The sequence below is a fragment of the Sphingomonas sp. DC1600-2 genome (genome assembly GCF_049897605.1).
Lineage (GTDB): Bacteria > Pseudomonadota > Alphaproteobacteria > Sphingomonadales > Sphingomonadaceae > Sphingomonas.
In genome coordinates this window covers 541942-558011 of sequence record NZ_JAFCWO010000003.1, presented here as the reverse complement: position 1 = coordinate 558011, position 16070 = coordinate 541942, and the positions used below count along the sequence as shown (strand labels likewise).

16 protein-coding genes are annotated in these 16070 nt (G+C 65.0%); 7 read left to right on the top strand and 9 right to left on the bottom strand.

Annotated elements, in window-relative coordinates; genetic code table 11:
- Nucleotides 1-32: 32 nt before the first annotated feature.
- The 8 genes from ACP7BL_RS09385 to ACP7BL_RS09350 form a co-directional block, all read right to left on the bottom strand.
- Nucleotides 33-851 (bottom strand): SufD family Fe-S cluster assembly protein, encoded by an 819-nt coding sequence (locus ACP7BL_RS09385; protein ID WP_426258179.1) that lies wholly within the window; start codon nucleotides 849-851, stop codon nucleotides 33-35.
- Complete coding sequence (locus tag ACP7BL_RS09380; protein ID WP_426258178.1) at nucleotides 848-1162, bottom strand: hypothetical protein; 315 nt, start codon at nucleotides 1160-1162, stop codon at nucleotides 848-850. The genes ACP7BL_RS09385 and ACP7BL_RS09380 overlap by 4 nt, the downstream gene beginning before the upstream one ends.
- Nucleotides 1159-1902, bottom strand: coding sequence for a Fe-S cluster assembly ATPase SufC (gene sufC, locus ACP7BL_RS09375; RefSeq protein WP_033966866.1), 744 nt, complete (start codon nucleotides 1900-1902; stop codon nucleotides 1159-1161). Before sufC ends, ACP7BL_RS09380 begins: the two co-directional genes overlap by 4 nt.
- Before the next feature lie 2 nt (nucleotides 1903-1904).
- Nucleotides 1905-2177, bottom strand: a complete 273-nt coding sequence (locus ACP7BL_RS09370) for a hypothetical protein (RefSeq protein WP_126849271.1) — start codon at nucleotides 2175-2177, stop codon at nucleotides 1905-1907.
- The gene (locus tag ACP7BL_RS09365) at nucleotides 2174-2704 is read right to left on the bottom strand and encodes a DUF559 domain-containing protein (protein ID WP_426258177.1); all 531 of its coding nucleotides are present in this window, start codon (nucleotides 2702-2704) and stop codon (nucleotides 2174-2176) included. Before ACP7BL_RS09365 ends, ACP7BL_RS09370 begins: the two co-directional genes overlap by 4 nt.
- Nucleotides 2701-4185 (bottom strand): Fe-S cluster assembly protein SufB, encoded by a 1485-nt coding sequence (sufB, locus tag ACP7BL_RS09360; RefSeq protein ID WP_426258176.1) that lies wholly within the window; start codon nucleotides 4183-4185, stop codon nucleotides 2701-2703. The genes ACP7BL_RS09365 and sufB overlap by 4 nt, the downstream gene beginning before the upstream one ends.
- Nucleotides 4186-4342: 157 nt before the next feature.
- Nucleotides 4343-4756 carry an SUF system Fe-S cluster assembly regulator gene (locus tag ACP7BL_RS09355; RefSeq protein ID WP_209609915.1) on the bottom strand — a complete coding sequence of 138 codons (414 nt, stop codon included), beginning with the start codon at nucleotides 4754-4756 and terminating at the stop codon, nucleotides 4343-4345.
- Between the two features lie 101 nt (nucleotides 4757-4857).
- The gene (locus tag ACP7BL_RS09350; protein WP_426258175.1) at nucleotides 4858-5715 is read right to left on the bottom strand and encodes a helix-turn-helix domain-containing protein; all 858 of its coding nucleotides are present in this window, start codon (nucleotides 5713-5715) and stop codon (nucleotides 4858-4860) included.
- Nucleotides 5716-5965: 250 nt separating this feature from the next.
- On the opposite strand from ACP7BL_RS09350, the gene ACP7BL_RS09345 reads away from it, so the two are divergent.
- From ACP7BL_RS09345 to ACP7BL_RS09335, 3 genes are all read left to right on the top strand, one after another.
- Nucleotides 5966-7030 (top strand): quinone-dependent dihydroorotate dehydrogenase, encoded by a 1065-nt coding sequence (locus ACP7BL_RS09345; protein ID WP_426258174.1) that lies wholly within the window; start codon nucleotides 5966-5968, stop codon nucleotides 7028-7030.
- An 89-nt stretch (nucleotides 7031-7119) separates the two neighbouring features.
- Nucleotides 7120-8868 carry a gamma-glutamyltransferase gene (ggt, locus tag ACP7BL_RS09340; RefSeq protein ID WP_426258173.1) on the top strand — a complete coding sequence of 583 codons (1749 nt, stop codon included), beginning with the start codon at nucleotides 7120-7122 and terminating at the stop codon, nucleotides 8866-8868.
- Nucleotides 8869-8918: 50 nt separating this feature from the next.
- Nucleotides 8919-10703, top strand: coding sequence for an AMP-dependent synthetase/ligase (locus tag ACP7BL_RS09335; RefSeq protein ID WP_033966066.1), 1785 nt, complete (start codon nucleotides 8919-8921; stop codon nucleotides 10701-10703).
- 1 nt (nucleotide 10704) lies between these two features.
- On the opposite strand, the gene ACP7BL_RS09330 is transcribed toward ACP7BL_RS09335, so the two are convergent.
- Nucleotides 10705-13626: a M16 family metallopeptidase gene (locus ACP7BL_RS09330; RefSeq protein ID WP_426258172.1), complete on the bottom strand. Its 2922-nt coding sequence runs from the start codon at nucleotides 13624-13626 to the stop codon at nucleotides 10705-10707.
- A gap of 157 nt (nucleotides 13627-13783) precedes the next feature.
- On the opposite strand from ACP7BL_RS09330, the gene ACP7BL_RS09325 reads away from it, so the two are divergent.
- The 4 genes from ACP7BL_RS09325 to ACP7BL_RS09310 are packed head-to-tail and all read left to right on the top strand — an operon-like array spanning nucleotide 13784 to nucleotide 16053.
- Nucleotides 13784-14356 carry a NifU family protein gene (locus ACP7BL_RS09325; protein WP_033966069.1) on the top strand — a complete coding sequence of 191 codons (573 nt, stop codon included), beginning with the start codon at nucleotides 13784-13786 and terminating at the stop codon, nucleotides 14354-14356.
- Complete coding sequence (locus ACP7BL_RS09320) at nucleotides 14353-14946, top strand: malonic semialdehyde reductase (protein WP_033966070.1); 594 nt, start codon at nucleotides 14353-14355, stop codon at nucleotides 14944-14946. The genes ACP7BL_RS09325 and ACP7BL_RS09320 overlap by 4 nt, the downstream gene beginning before the upstream one ends.
- Before the next feature lie 7 nt (nucleotides 14947-14953).
- Nucleotides 14954-15583 carry a tRNA (adenosine(37)-N6)-threonylcarbamoyltransferase complex dimerization subunit type 1 TsaB gene (gene tsaB, locus ACP7BL_RS09315; RefSeq protein ID WP_426258171.1) on the top strand — a complete coding sequence of 210 codons (630 nt, stop codon included), beginning with the start codon at nucleotides 14954-14956 and terminating at the stop codon, nucleotides 15581-15583.
- A complete protein-coding gene (locus tag ACP7BL_RS09310) occupies nucleotides 15580-16053 on the top strand; it encodes a GNAT family N-acetyltransferase (protein WP_033966072.1) in 474 nt (157 codons plus the stop codon). Before tsaB ends, ACP7BL_RS09310 begins: the two co-directional genes overlap by 4 nt.
- Nucleotides 16054-16070: the final 17 nt, after the last annotated feature.

The window sequence follows — 16070 nt, the reverse complement described above, 5'->3', positions numbered from 1 at the left end:
AGCGACGGAAGGGTGAGGGTCAAGCGCGGTTTTCATAAGCCACCCTCACCCTTCCCATCGCTGCGCGATGGGCCCCTTCCCTCTCCCAACGGGAGAGGGAGATTGAGCATCCGCTCCAACGCGGCTTGCGCCGCCGCCTCGACGCGGTCGCGTTCGGCGGCGTCCTCGATCCCCTCGAATACCGATCCGATGAACGCACGCAGCAGCATCGCCTTGGCCTCTGCCGGGGCGATGCCGCGCGAGGCGAGATAGAACAACGCATTGGCATCGAGTTCGCCGACCGTCGCGCCATGCGCGCACTTCACGTCATCGGCGAAGATTTCGAGCTCGGGCTTGGCATTGGCGGTGGCGGTGCGCGTCAGCAGCATCGCCTTGACCGACTGCGATGCATCGGTCTTTTGCGCATGACGCGCGACCGCGACCTTGCCGAGATACGACCCCGTCGCCCGCCCGCCGAGCACCGAGCGCACGACCTGGTTGGAAGTGGCATTGGGCTCGATATGGTTGAGCGTGGTGACGAGTTCGAGCGTCTGTTCGCCCCCGCCGAGCATCGCGCCGCCGAGTTCGAAATGCGAACCCTGATGGCACGTCACGTCGATCGTCACGCGACCGAGCTTGCCGCCGGTGTTGAGCACATGGAAGGTTGCGGACGCCCCTTCGCGCAGGATCACACGGTAATCGCGGATCGCCACGGTATCGGTCGCGGCGTCCTGCACGATGACGCGCGCGATCGACTCGCCAGCGGGAACGTCGATCACGTCGGCGGCGGGGACCGGCCAGACCGAGGCGACGGCTTCGAGATCGCTATACCGCCAGGATTCATCGCGACGCGTGGGGAGAGCGAGCGTCATGGCCGCGCCCCTGCCGCCAAGGTCCGCCGCACGCCTTCAAGCAAGGCGGGTTTACGGCGATCGATACAGGCCGCCGCCGCGACCTGATCGATCGCACCGGTCTTGACGCATTTCGCCGCAGTCCGGCACAATTGCTCATCGAGCCGAGCATTCCCGGTCGACTGGCTGAGGCCGCAGGTAAAGCGCCCCTGCGGATCGCGCCCCACCCGTACCGACAGCGCGGCAAGCCGACGACCGATCACAACGATGTCAGGCTCCTCGGCGGGCAGCGGCGTACCCTGCACCGCGAGCGCCAGGGCGAGCGCGATCACGCCACCACCCCGGCATAGCCTTCGCGCTCCAGCTCCGCCGCGAGTTCCGGCCCGCCCGAACGGATGATCCGGCCGGCCGAGAGGACATGCACGAAATCGGGCGCGACATAGCTCAGCAGGCGCTCGTAGTGCGTGATGAGGATCACCGCTTTCTCGGGCTTGCGCATGATGCGGTTGATACCCTCGCCGACGATGCGCAGCGCGTCGATGTCGAGCCCGCTGTCGGTCTCGTCGAGGATTGCGAGCTTGGGGTCGATCAGCCCCATCTGCACCATCTCATTGCGCTTCTTCTCGCCGCCCGAAAAACCGACATTGACCGGGCGCTTGAGCATGTCCTGGTCCATGCTCAGCGCATCGGCCTGCGCGCGCGCGAACTTGAGGAACTCGGCACCCGAGAGCGGCTTTTCGTCGCGGCCCTTGCGCTGGGCGTTCAATGCCTCGCGCAGGAACTGCACGTTGGACACGCCGGGGATTTCGACCGGATATTGGAAGCCGAGGAACAGGCCAGCGGCGGCGCGTTCGTGCGGGGCGAGCGCGAGCAAATCCTTGCCGTCGAATTCGACCGAGCCCGCCGTCACCTCATAACCGGGCCGCCCGCCGAGCACATAGCCCAGCGTCGACTTGCCAGCACCATTCGGCCCCATGATCGCATGGACCTCGCCCGCATTGACGGTGAGCGAGAGGCCCTTGAGGATTTCCTTGCCGTCGATTTCGGCGTGGAGGTTAGTGATTTTAAGCATCGTTAGTCTTCAGTTTCCATGATTGGCTGCTTGTTGAGCCGACGTCGCGCGACGTGAACGACAACAGCGCTAAAGTAGATGATCGCGTAGGTTCCGCCGGCCATTACCATTGCGGCAAAAACTAGTGTCGCCAGATAGTTGGTGGCTTCGACTCCAAAGAACCGGATCACGCCCTCGGCGAGTAACAGAAATAGGAACGCCATAATGATGCCGCTCCCAATGAAGTAGGCACGAAGCCGCCACCGCGCGCGTTTGAGGCGAGCGGCCTCCATCACCCCACCGCCCCCTCAAGCGAGATCCCCAACAACTTCTGCGCCTCGACCGCGTCTAGCCCCTCCCCTTCAGGGGAGGGGTTGGGGTGGGGCCTCTCCCAGCGATCCGACGCCTGTGCCAGCGCGATCACGACCGCATCGAAGACCCCTTCGAGTTTCGCCATCACATCGTGGTTCGATACCCGCAGCACGCGGAAGCCCAACCCCGCCAGCACATCGTCGCGCAGCCGGTCCTTGGCTTCATCATGCGTATCGCCATCGACTTCGACGATCAGCGCCTTTTGCGGGCAGACGAAGTCGGCAATGTAGCGGCCGATGACGGCTTGACGACGGAATTTGTGGCCGTTCGTCTGGCCGTTGGACAGCGCGCGCCAGAGACGTTTCTCGGGTTCGGTCGGGTTACGGCGCATTTCTCCGGCGCGCTTTTGCAACGCCGCTAGGTACTCGGCGGAGAGGCCCCACCCCCGGCCCCTCCCCTGAAGGGGAGGGGAGTCGGTGCGCCGATCATAGTCTTGCGGCGACAAACTCATCCGACCGACCCCTCAAGGCTGATCCCCAGCAATTTCTGCGCTTCGACCGCAAACTCCATCGGCAGTTGCTGCAGCACTTCCTTGGCAAAGCCGTTGACGATCAGCGCCACCGCCGCTTCCTGGTCGAGCCCGCGCTGCATCGCGTAGAACAGCTGGTCGTCGGAAATCTTCGAGGTGGTCGCCTCATGTTCGATCTGCGCCGAGGGGTTGCGCACCTCGATATAGGGCACGGTATGCGCGCCGCACTGATCGCCCAAAAGCAGCGAATCGCACTGGGTGAAGTTGCGCACGCCCTCCGCGCCCGGCGCGACGCGCACCAGCCCGCGATAGGTGTTGTCCGAGCGGCCCGCCGAAATGCCCTTCGACACGATTGTCGAGCGGCTGCCCTTGCCGTTGTGGATCATCTTTGTGCCGGTATCGGCCTGCTGGCGGTTGTTGGTCACCGCGACCGAATAGAATTCGCCGACCGAATTCTCGCCATTGAGCACGCAGGACGGATATTTCCAGGTGATCGCGCTGCCGGTCTCGACCTGGGTCCACGACACCTTGGAATTGCGGCCCTGGCAGAGCGCACGCTTGGTGACGAAATTGTAGATCCCGCCCTTGCCGTTCTCGTCGCCGGGATACCAATTCTGCACGGTCGAATATTTGATTTCGGCATCGTCCAAGGCGACCAGTTCGACCACGGCGGCGTGGAGCTGGTTCTCGTCGCGCATCGGCGCGGTGCAGCCTTCGAGATAGGAGACATAGGCCCCCTTGTCGGCGACGATCAGCGTGCGTTCGAACTGCCCGGTATTCTCGGCATTGATGCGGAAATAGGTAGACAGCTCCATCGGGCAGCGCACGCCCTCGGGGATGTAGACGAAGGTCCCGTCGCTGAAGACCGCGCAATTGAGCGCCGCAAAATAATTGTCATGCTGAGGCACGACCTTGCCGAGCCATTTGCGGACGAGATCGGGATATTCCTTGATCGCCTCGCTGATCGAGCGGAAGATGACGCCCGCGCTTTCCAGCTCCTTGCGGAAGGTGGTGGCGACGGAGACGCTGTCGAACACAGCGTCCACCGCGACGCGGCGCTTGGGCTGGCCGTCAGCGCCCAGCTCCTCGACCCCGGCGAGCATCTTCTGCTCCTCGATCGGGATGCCGAGCTTTTCATAGACGCGCAGGATTTCGGGATCGACTTCGTCGAGCGAGCCGAGCTTGGGCTTGGCCTTTGGCTCGGCGTAATAATAGGCATCCTGATAATCGATCGGGTCGATCTGCAGCTTGGCCCAATCGGGCGTGTCGAGCGTCAGCCACAGGCGATACGCCTGCAGCCGCCATTCGAGCATCCATTCGGGCTCGCCCTTCTTGGCCGAGATGAAGCGAACGGTATCCTCGCTCAGGCCCTTGGGCGCGAAGTCCTGCTCGATGTCCGAATGGAAGCCCCATTCGTACGACTTGTTCGCGGCTTCATAGGCTTCGGCGTTCTTGGTGGCCATCATGCAGTCCTTGCCGCGCAGCGGCTGTCAAACGTGGCCGCAAAGCGGCTCTTAAAACTCTTCGTGTCTTCGCGTCTTCGCGTGAAAGACCTTTGCTCACGCGGAGGCGCGAAGACACGAAGGAGATAGGGAGATTGCGCTGCGCGCGGCTGGGCGATCATGCCGGCATCCTCGACAGGCTTGCCAGCGAGACGCCATCGAGCGCGCCGCGGACGGCACCGTTGACGGCGTTCCAGTGCGGCTTGACGCGGCAATCGCCTTCGAGCGCGCAATCATGGCGGCCTTCCTCGACACAGGCGGTCAGCGCGATCGGACCTTCGACGGCCTCGATGATCTCAGCGAGCGAAATCGCCGCCGCCGGGCGCGACAGACGAAAACCGCCGCCGGTGCCGCGCGTGCTCTCGATCAGGCCACCCGCCGACAAGCGGCTGACCAATTTCTGCACCGTCGGCAGCGGCAGGCCAGTCTCGTCGGCCAGCGTCGTCGCATTCAGCTTGGCCGCACTGCCGCAATGTCGCGCGGCGGCGGACATCATTACGACGGCATAGTCGGCAAGGCTGGAAAGACGCATCGGGTCCAATCGGATTAATTCTGTCCGATTGCAAATGGGCGCAGTAGCGGCGCGGGTCAACCCCTGGTTGCACGGCCGCCCAAGGCGGCGCGCGCATGGCGCTATGTTTCGCTGATCAACGGACTGACCACCCCGCCCAGCGCGCTCCGGTGCAAAATGGTCAATTGGGAGAGCAGACCGGGATCGGCCCGGATCTGGCGTGGGGTGAGGCCGGTAAAATGCTTCACCTCGCGAATCATGTGCGACTGGTCATAGAAGCCGCGGTCGATCGCATCGGCGACCCCTTCTTCGCCCCCACGCATCGCCACCGCCGCGCGCAGCGCGCGATATTTGCGGGCGAGCACCTTTGGCGGCGCGCCGTACAGGATGTTGCACTTCCGCTCGATCTGGCGACGCGACAAGCCTGTCGCCGCAATCAGACATTCCATTTCCGGCGACGAACTGCCCGCCAGCCACGCATCAACGTGGCGGATGAAATTGGCATAGCGCGGATCCACATTATGCAACAGGCCCCGCACCAGTGCCTCGCAAATCCCCACCCGTGGGCCGACACCGGGCGATTCGCGCAAAGCGTCGGCAACCCCCTGCAACCGCGCCGCACCAAACAGCGGCGCTGCATCGATCACACGGTTGAGCATCGTCGATGCGTCGGCCCCGATCATTGCCGACCATCCCGCAGCCGTCAGCCCCATCCCGAACACCGCCACCGGCCCAGCCACGCGCACGCTGCGCGGGCCGCTGGTCGGCCCAAGGACATGCGCGTCCGGTGCTTCCTGCGCGCTCCCGTCCGGAAAGGCATAGACAGCTTGGCCAGGCGACAGATGGAATCGCAATTGCGCATAATCGGCGCGCTCGACATCTTCCAGCATCGGCACGTCCGCTGAAAAATCGTAAAACAGCGTGATATACTCGGCTAGGTCGGCCGACGGCACGGCATAGTCCAGTTCAATCGATCCCACGCTGCGACGCCCCTGCCCTGTTGCGAGCAAGTGTAATCCTTCTGTCAAACAAAGAAAAGCGGCCCGGATGGTATACCATCCGGGCCGGAGGAAAGATGCTCCGGTCCGGAGCTTCTTGGGTCGCACTGCGTTAATGGCGTTTTTCGAAGGTCGTGTATTGGACAAATTCGTCGCTTTTCATGCTAAATGCATAATTAAGGCACCTTTGCCGGCTTTGACGCCAGCGCTCCCGGATGCCATCAGGCGCACGATGCTGTTCCCACTGATCCGCCCCGCTTTGTTCGCGCTCGAACCCGAACGCGCGCACACCCTTACCCTCAAGCTGCTGGCGCTCGGGGCCAGGGGGGCGGCTCCGGCCTTTGGTGGACGGTCACCCGCCAGCCTGCGCACCTCCGTCGCCGGTCTGGACTTTGCCAATCCGGTGGGCCTGGCGGCCGGGGTGGACAAGGATGGTCGCGCGATCGACGGGTTTTTCGGGCTTGGCTTTGGCAGCGTCGAAATCGGTACGCTCACCCCGCTGCCCCAGGCGGGCAACCCGCAGCCGCGCTTGTTCCGACTGGTCGAGGACCGCGCGGTGATCAACCGCATGGGGTTCAACAATGGTGGTATTGCCGCAGCGCTGCCGCGCGCCACGGCGGCAAGGCGGCGCGGGATCCTCGGTATCAATGTCGGGGCGAACAAGGACGCGCCCGACCGGATCGCCGATTATGCACATGGCGTGGCCGCTGCGGCGCAGGTGGCCGATTATGTCACGGTCAATATCAGCTCCCCCAACACGCCGGGCCTGCGCGATCTCCAGCATGGCTCCGAACTGACCGAGTTGCTCGCGGCGGCGGACGAAGCGCGGCGCGCGCCGATCGCGCGGCCGCGCCTGTTCCTGAAGGTAGCCCCCGATCTCGACGCGGCCGCGATCGATGCGATCGCGCGTGCCGCCGCTGCGCATCATGTCGATGCGCTGATCGTCAGCAACACCACCATTTCGCGCCCGCCGCTGCTCTCCACGCACGCGGGCGAGACTGGCGGGCTGTCGGGTGCACCGCTTGCGGCACTTGCACGCCAGCGGCTGGCCGATTTCCGGGCGGCGACAGGCGGTGCGATTCCCTTGATTTCCGCAGGCGGCATCGACAGCGCCGACGAAGCCTATGCCCGCATCCGCGCTGGGGCGAGCCTGGTCCAGCTCTATACCGCCTTGGTCTATCAGGGCCCCGGCCTCGCCCGCCGCATCGTCCGCGGCCTCGCCAACACCCTGAAGCGCGACGGGTTCGCGACCGTCGCCGAGGCGGTTGGCACCAGCGAACGACACCGCGCAGCGTAAATCCTTGCCGACGTCTTTGAGAGGACGGCGAGGCTGCCGCTGCGCAGGCGGCGGCTTGCCTGTGCGGTGAAGCGCGTTAGGGTCGCCCCATGAACAGATCGCTCGCCGCCCTCGCCCTGCTGTTGCTCGCACCCGCCACCGCAGAAGCGCGCCGCCCCGCCCCCAAGCCCCCCACCAGTCTCGGCATGGTCAGCGCTGCCGATCCCCGCGCGGCAGCGGCCGGCGCGGAGATCCTGCGCAAGGGCGGCAGCGCAACCGATGCCGCCATCGCGACGATGCTGGCGCTGAACGTGGTCGAGCCGCAAAATAGCGGCATCGGCGGCGGCAGCTTCATGGTGCATCACGATGCCGCGACCGACCGCACCACCGGGCTCGACGGGCGCGAGGCCGCACCTGCTGCCGCCGACCCAAAGTGGTTTTACGGGGCCGATGGGAAGCCGCTGCCCATCTTTACCGCCATCCCCGGCGGCCGCAGCGTGGGCGTGCCCGGCAATTTGCGGATGATGGCGCTGGCGCATCAGCGGTATGGCAAACTGCCCTGGGCGACCTTGTTCGGCCCCGCTATCCGCTTGGCGCGCGATGGCTTTGCGATCACCCCGCGCCTCCACAACGGGCTCAACAATTTCGGCCGTCACCTCGATCCGTGGGCGCGCGCGCATTTCCTGGGCGATGACGGCAAGGCGCTCCCCGTCGGCACCATTCTGAAAAACCCGGAACAGGCCGCGCTGTTCAGCGCCATTGCCGCAAAAGGCCCAGACGCCTTTTATACCGGAGCGGTGGCGCAGAAGATCGTCGCGGCGGTCAACGGTGCCGCGCAGAATCCGTCCAAGATGACGCTGGCCGATCTTGCCAGCTACCGCGCCAAGGAGCGCGCGCCGATTTGCGGCACATACCGTGTCTACAAAGTCTGCGGCATGGGACCGCCCTCGGCTGGCGGGATCGCGGTGCTGATGATCCTCAAGCAGCTCGAGCGCTTCGACATGGCGGCGCTGGGCAAGGACAGCCCGGTCGCGTGGCACCTCTTCGCCGAATCCGAACGGCTCGCTTATGCCGATCGCGATCTGTATCTCGGCGATCCCGATTATGTGCGCGTGCCGGTCAAAGGCTTGCTCGATCCCGGCTATATCGCCGCACGTTCGGCGTTGATCTCGCCCGAGCGCAGCATGGCGAGCGTCGCCCCCGGCACGCCGCCGGGCGCACCGCCGCGCACGCCCGCCCCCAATGCCGATATCCCCGGCACCAGCGATCTGGTCGCGGTCGATCGGCGCGGCAATGTCGCGGAGGTGACCACCACGATCGAGAGCTATTTTGGCTCTGGCCTGTCGGTCGGGGGCGTGATGCTCAACAATGAGCTGACCGACTTCGATTTCGTCCCCGCCAAGGACGGCTATCTCGTCGCCAACCGCGTCGAAGGCGGCAAGCGCCCGCGCAGCTCGATGTCGCCGACCATCGTCTATGGCCCCGATGGCAAGGTACGGATCGCGATCGGCGCGGCGGGCGGCTCCACCATCATCGCCCAAGTCGCCAAGGCGCTGGTCGCGGTGCTCGACTGGAAGATGCCGGCGCAGGATGCGATCGGCCTTGGCTTGCTCTATGCCCCCAAACTTGACGCGGTGGCCGAGAAGGGCACGCAACTCGATGCGATGGTGCCCGCGCTTCAGGCGCTGGGCGAGCATGTCCAGATCGCCCCGCTCGGCCTCAAGGCCAATGCGATCGAGCGCGTGAACGGTCAGTGGGTCGGTGCCGCCGATCCGCGCAGCGAAGGTGTGGCCGTGCGCGAAGACGGCCAGACCACCCAGATCGTCCGCGCCGGTGCCGCGCCGCGACCGCCCGAATAACCCCCCTACGCGCAGCCGAATGCGGCGCGCTTACTCCCCGGGAGAGAACAATGCGTACCCTCGAACACTTCCCCAATCTCGTCGCGATGTTCCTCGCGCGCGCTGCCGAAAAGGGGGATGCCCCCTTTCTGTGGCATAAAACCGGCGGACAATGGGTCTCGCGGAGTTGGGCTGAGACTGCGCGTCAGGTGGCGAGCCTTGCGGCCGGCTTGAAAGCAATCGGGCTGGCACCCGGCGACCGGGTGATGCTGGTGTCGGAAAACCGCCCGGAATGGTGCATCGCCGATCTCGCGATCATGGCGGCGGGGTGCATCACCGTGCCGACCTACACGACCAATACCGAGCGCGACCACGCCCACATCATCGAGAATTCGGGTGCGAAAGCGGTCATCGTCTCGACCGCGAAACTGGCCAGGACGCTGCTCCCCGCCGCGATCCGCGCGAGCGCCGCGAAGATCGTGATCTGCATCGAGGATCTGCGGGCGAGCCAGGCCGGAGCACTCGAATTCCATCCGTGGAACCGCTTGCTCGCCGATCACGACACCGACCCGGCCAGCATCGCCGCGACCGCGACGCGCGACGACACCGCCTGCATCATCTACACCAGCGGCACCGGCGGCTCGCCACGCGGGGTGATGCAGCATCACGGCGCGATCCTGCACAATGTCCACGGCTGCTGCACGATCATCGAGGAGGATTTCGGCTGGGAGGACGAGGTATTTCTGTCGTTCCTGCCGCTATCCCACGCCTATGAGCATACCGGCGGGCAATATTTCCCGATCGGGCTCGGCGCGCAAATCTACTATAGCGAGGGCCTCGACAAGCTCGCCGCCAATATCGAGGAAGTCCGCCCGACCTTGATGGTGGTGGTGCCGCGCCTGTTCGAGGTGTTGCGCACGCGCATTTCCAAGGCGGTAGAAAAGCAGGGCAAGCTCTCCAGTTTCCTGCTCGGCCGCGCGCAAGCGCTCGGCACGAAGAAGGCGGCGGGCAAAGCGGGCTTGCTCGACAAACCGATGGACCTGTTCCTGGGCGCAACGCTCCGTCCCAAGATCCAGCAACGCTTCGGCGGGCGGATCAAGGCTTTGGTGTCGGGCGGGGCACCGCTCACGCCCGAGGTCGGCACCTTCTTCGAGGCGATCGGTATCACCATGCTGCAAGGCTATGGCCAGACCGAATCCGCCCCGGTCATCTCGTGCAACCGCCCCAAGGTCGGGCTCAAGATGGATACGGTCGGCCCGCCCTTGGTCGAGACCGAAGTGCGCATCGCCGAGGATGGCGAGATCCTGGTGCGCGGCGAACTGGTCATGAAGGGCTATTGGCGCAACGAGGCCGAAACCGCGCGAGTCCTCAAGGACGGCTGGCTGCACACCGGCGATATCGGGCTGATCGACACCAAGGGCCGCATCCAGATCACCGATCGCAAGAAGGACATTATCGTCAACGACAAAGGCGAGAATGTCGCGCCGCAAAAGGTTGAAGGAATGCTGACGCTGCAACCCGAAATCGCGCAAGCGATGATCTTCGGTGACCGGCGGCCCTATATGGTCGCAGTGATCGTGCCCGATGCCGAATGGACGCAGGAATGGTGCGCGCGCGAGGGCGATGTCTGTGACTTCAAGCGCCTCGCCGAGAACAGCCAATATCGCACCGCGCTCGGCCTCGCTGTGGAACGCGTGAATGCCGATCTTTCGGTGACCGAACGCATCCGCCGCTTCGTCCTCGCCGACGAGCCCTTCGCGATCGAGAACGAACAGCTCACGCCCTCGCTCAAGATCCGACGGCACGTGCTGAAGGCGGTGTACGGTGCCCGACTGGAGGCACTGTACAAGGCGTAGGTCACTTCGCCTTCGGCACCACCTGCATCGTCCAGTCGCGATCCGGGCGAAGGTACTTGGCCGCCGTCGCCTGCAGGTCCGCCGCCGTCATCGTGGAAATGTCCGAATAGAGGTGCGTCAGCGCCGCGATGCGCGCGGGCTCATAGGTCGCGCCGTCGAGCTGGTTCATCCAGAACTGGTTGCCGGTCGATTGCCGCATGATCGATTGCTGCATCGGCCCGATCGTGCGCTTCAGCTCGTCCTCATCGACAGGCTTGGCCACCAGTTCGGCGGCAATCTCGCGCGAGAGCTTGAAAAACAGCGGGATGTTGTCGGGCGCGACCTGGCCGATCGCCATGATGCGCCCCCCGCTCGGCGTGCCTGTCGGCCACGAACTGGAGACGTTCGGGCTGTAGCTTGCGCCGGCTTGCGAGCGCAGGCGATCGAACAGGCGATCGCTGAAAATCGCCGCCAGCACGTCGAGACGGCGCGATTCGGTCGCGCCCGCGACGCCGCCACCGGTCGGCCAGGCGATCACCGCCGCTGCCTGATTGTCCGGTCCGTCATGCGTGCGCACCACGGGCGACAGATTGTGCGCGGGGAAACGCACCGGCGGCACCACCAGCCCTGCAGGCACGGCGCGCGGCGGCAAGGCTCCCAGCGTCTTTTGCACCGCCGCGATCGCGGCATCGGCCTTGATGTCGCCGAACACCATCACCTCGATTGGCCCGGTCTTGAGCAGTGGCTCCCACAGCGCGCGGAACGATTGCGGCGTGGTGGCGGTGATCGCCCCCAGGCTGGGGTTGCCCCAGCGCGGATCGCCATCGTGCAGCAAGCGTTCGAGATCGCGCGACAACACCCCTTCGGGCGACGCGTTTGAGCTCGGATATCCCGAAATCGCCACCGCCCGCGCGCGCAGCACCGGTGCCGGATCCCAGGCTGGGGCGGACAGCGCCGCTGCCATCAAGCGTAATTGATCGCCCAGATCGGTCGGCGAGGTCATCGCGTTATAGGTGAAGGCGTCCTCATCGATGCCGAAGTCGAGCCCGATCCGCCGACCCGAGGTCAGTTCGTCGAGATCGCCCTGGTTCAACTTGCCGATACCGCCTGCGGTCAGCGCAAGGCCGGCCGCCCATGCCGCCGTCTCGCGGTCGGTCGGCAAGGCATTGTACCCGCCACCGAAGCGCACGCGAACATAGACGCGGCTGTCCTCCGACGTTGTCGGATAGATCAGCACGCGCACGCCGTTCGACAGCGTATATTCCTGCATGTCGAATTCTTTGATCGGCGTGTGCGAGACGATCGTCGCGGGGGCACCGAGTTTGGGCAAGGCATCGAACGTCACTTTGCCCTGCTTGACGCGCTTGCCCGCAAGGCCTTTGACATCGACCTTGAGCGCGCCAGCGAGTTTCGTCTCGACGCCAGGTTCGGCGACCGGAGTCGAGATCAAGGCGCGGGTCGCGCTGCCCTGAAACAGCCGCCGGGTCGAGGCGAGGATTTTGTCCGGCGCGAAGAAGCCCTTTTTCTCGGCGTCTTCGAAAACCTTCTGGATCGTCGATGGCGCGGTCGTGGTCTCGCGAATGTCGAGTGCCTGCACCATGTCGTCGGCTTCCTTGCTGCCCGCCTCCGCGCGATAGGTGTCGACCAGCGTCTTGAAGGCGATGCGCTCCTCGGCGAGTTCGCGTTCGATCTCGGCCCTGGTCGGCGGCGAAGCCTGTGCGTCGGCGATGACCGCGCGCACGTCCTTCAAGGCCGGCTCCCACGCCGAGCCAACCGGCAGGATCGTGACAAAGGTGCCGTTGGCCGAACGCGACGGATCATCGAGCCGGACGGCGGCCGCGATAAAGCTGCCGCCCGAGCGCGCCCGCGTTTCCAGCCGACGGTTGATCACGGCGAGCGCGGTCGAGTCGGCCAGGCGCTTCTGGTTGAACAGGACAGTATCGTCGTTGTAGCGCCAGGGCCGGAGGATCGCCATTTCGATCCGCGTCGGGATACCGGGCTCGACCACCGCCTTGGTGGTGATCTGCTTGGGATCGGGCACGCCGAAATCGGGGTCGGCGGGATTTGGGCCGGAGCCCTTCCAATCGGCGAAATTCTTGGCGACCATCAGTTCGAGCTTGGCCGGGTCGAAATCCCCCGCAATCACCACAAGGGCACGCTCGGGGCGATACCAGCGATCGTGGAACGCTTTCACGGTCTCTGCGGTCGCCGCTTCGAGTTCGGCGACATGCCCGATCGGCGAACGATCGGCGAGCGGCTGCCCGGCGAAGAAGGTCGCGTTCAGCGCATCGATCACGCGCACCTGCGGCCCGGGTGCCTCGCGCTGCTCGGCGAGCACGGCCGGGCGCTCGGCATTGAGCGCTTGCGGCGTAATGTTGGGTTTGGACACCATGCCCGCCAGAATGTGCAGGCTCTCGTCGATCCCGGCATCGGTCGCGCTCGGCAGATCGAGCTTGTAGACGGTCTGGGTCGGGGTCGTCTGAGCATTGGTGTCCGAACCGAAGGTCGTCCCCATCCGCTGCCAGATCCGCTTGGCCTCGCCATCGGGCACATATTCCGAACCGCGGAACGAAAGATGCTCGATCAGATGGGCAAAGCCGCGTTCGCCCTCATTTTCATACAGCGACCCTGCATCGATCCGCACCCGCACCGAAATCTGGCCGGGCGGCACGCCATTCTTGCGCACCGCATAGCGCAGGCCGTTCTTCAGCACGCCGAAATGCCATGCCGGATCGGGCGTGATGTCGCTGCCTTTGTAAAGCCATGCCGCCCGGCTGGCGATGGCCGCGCCGGGGCGTCCATCGGTGGCGTCGGCGCTCGACGACGGCGTGGCCTGCTGCGCCTCGGCGCGACTTTCGGGGGCACGTACCGAATGCTGGGGGGCGGCGCCAATGGTCAGAAAGGCGAGAAGGGCGAGGCGCGAGGCGCGCGAATACACGATCATGCCGGGCACGATAGCGCGGTGAACCCACCTCCGCCAGCGACACCCGTTCGACACCTGGCCGAGGATTGCTTTTCGGCGACGATGCGTTTCCTATTCGAGTCCTATTCGCAACACATCCGCTCTTGCGCGCACGCCCCCCGCGCGCCACATGCCAGCCATGCTGATCGAGACCGAAACAACGCCCAACCCGGCGACGCTCAAATTCCTTCCCAACCGGACGGTAATGGAAGCGGGCACGCGCGATTTCGTCACGCCCGAGGAAGCCGAAGCTTCGCCGCTGGCAGAAGCCCTGTTTGGCTTGGGCGATGTGACGGGCGTGTTCTTCGGGCGCGACTTCGTTTCCGTCACCGCCGCCCCCGGCACCGACTGGAGCAACCTAAAGCCCGACGTGCTCGGTCTGTTGCTCGACCATTTCAGCGCCGACATGCCACTGTTCCGCCCCGGCACTGCGGGCGCGATCAGCGTCCCGGCTGAAGACTCCTTCACCGACGACCCCGAAGATGCCGACATCGTCGCGCAGATCAAGGACCTGATCGAAACGCGGATCCGCCCTGCGGTCGCCAACGATGGCGGCGACATCGTCTATCGTGGCTTCGACAAGGGCAAAGTCTATCTGGCGATGCAGGGCGCATGCGCCGGATGCCCATCCTCGAGTGCGACGCTGAAGAATGGCATCGAGCAACTGTTGCGATATTACGTCCCCGAAGTCACCGAAGTGCGAGCTGTATGATGACCGTTTTGAACGACGCGACCCTGGACCAGATCTTCCGCACCGCGCGGACCTATAACGGCTATACCGATGCGCCGGTCAGCGAGAGCGACCTGCACGCCATCTGGGAGCTGATGAAATGGGGCCCGACGTCGGCGAACCAGCTTCCCGGTCGCTTTATCTGGTGCACCAGCGATGCCGCCAAGGCCAAGCTGGCGGAATGCTGCTCGGCGCAGAACGCGCCAAAGGTGCTCAAGGCCCCGGTGACGGTGATCATCGGCATGGATCGCGATTTCCACAATTATCTGCCCGAGCTGTTCCCGCACGTCGACGCCAAAGCGTGGTTCGAGGGCAATGCCGAGCTCCGCGCCGCCTCTGCCTTCCGCAATTCGACGCTGCAGGGCGCGTACTTCATTATCGCGGCGCGTGCGCTGGGGTTCGATACCGGGCCGATGTCGGGCTTCGATGCGGGCAAGGTCGATGCCGCCTTCTTCGCCGATACGCCCTCGGTCACCACCAACTTCATCTCGACGCTTGGCCATGGTGACCCCGCGACGATCTTCGATCGCCTGCCGCGCCCGGCGTTCGAGAAGTTCAACAGCATCGCCTGATCGCGGTTTGCGCACCCTCGTCATCGAAACCGCGACGGCGGCTTGCTCGGTCGCGTTGATCGAAGGCACCCGAATCGTCGCCCACGCCCATGAAATCGTAGGGCGCGGTCATGCCGAGCGGCTGGTGCCGATGATCGCGGCGTTGCCCGAGGGCGGCCGCGCAGCCCACATTCTGGTCGATTGCGGTCCCGGCAGCTTTACCGGCATCCGCGTCGGCATCGCCGCTGCACGCGGCCTCGCGCTCGGCTGGGGAGCCAGTCTCAGCGGCTATTCTTCGCTGCCGCTACTGGCGGCCGCCTCCTTTTCGCGCGGCATGACGGGCGAAATTGCCGTCGTGCTGGAAGGCGGCCACGGCGAAGTGTTCATGCAGGGGTTCAGCGCCCCACTTGCCGAGACCGGTCCGTTCGCCTCGCTGCGTCCCGAAGTGGCACTGGCCACTTTGAACGGTCGACCGGCCGTCGGTAACGGCGTGCGCTTCCTCACCGCGTTGGACCCGACAGTGGCAGCCGAAGCCTGGCTGCCCGACGCCATGGATGCAGTGCTGCTGACGCCTGGCCTGGCCGGGTTGGAGCCGAAACCCATTTATGGGCGCGCGCCAGACGCAAAACCGCAGGCCACTGCGGAAGCTGCCGCATGAGCACGATGCTCGGGATCGATTTGCGCAGCGGTGCCGTTGCCGATCTCGCGATCGTCGATCGAATCATGCAGGCAGCGTTTGATGCCCGTTTCGGAGAAGCGTGGACTCACAATCAAGTCCTGGGTCTGCTGGCCATGCCCGGTGTGTGGCTGACGATTGCCGAAGTCGGCGGAGAGCCGGCCGGTTTTGCGCTCTGCCGCCGAGTCCTGGAAGAAGCGGAGTTGCTGCTGCTTGCGACCGCGCCGCATTTGCGGCGGCGCGGCGTTGCCGCTGCTTTGCTCCGCGCGGTCGCGTCGGACGCGTCGGCGCAAGGTGCGCGGACGCTCCACCTGGAAGTGCGCGACGGCAACGAAGCGATCAAGCTCTATAGCAACGAAGGCTTTGCAAAAGTCGGCGAACGTCGAGATTACTATCGGGGACCTAACGGTCGCCTGTTCGATGCTCTGACATTTCAGCGGGACCTAGCCTAACAATTTTACCTAACAAT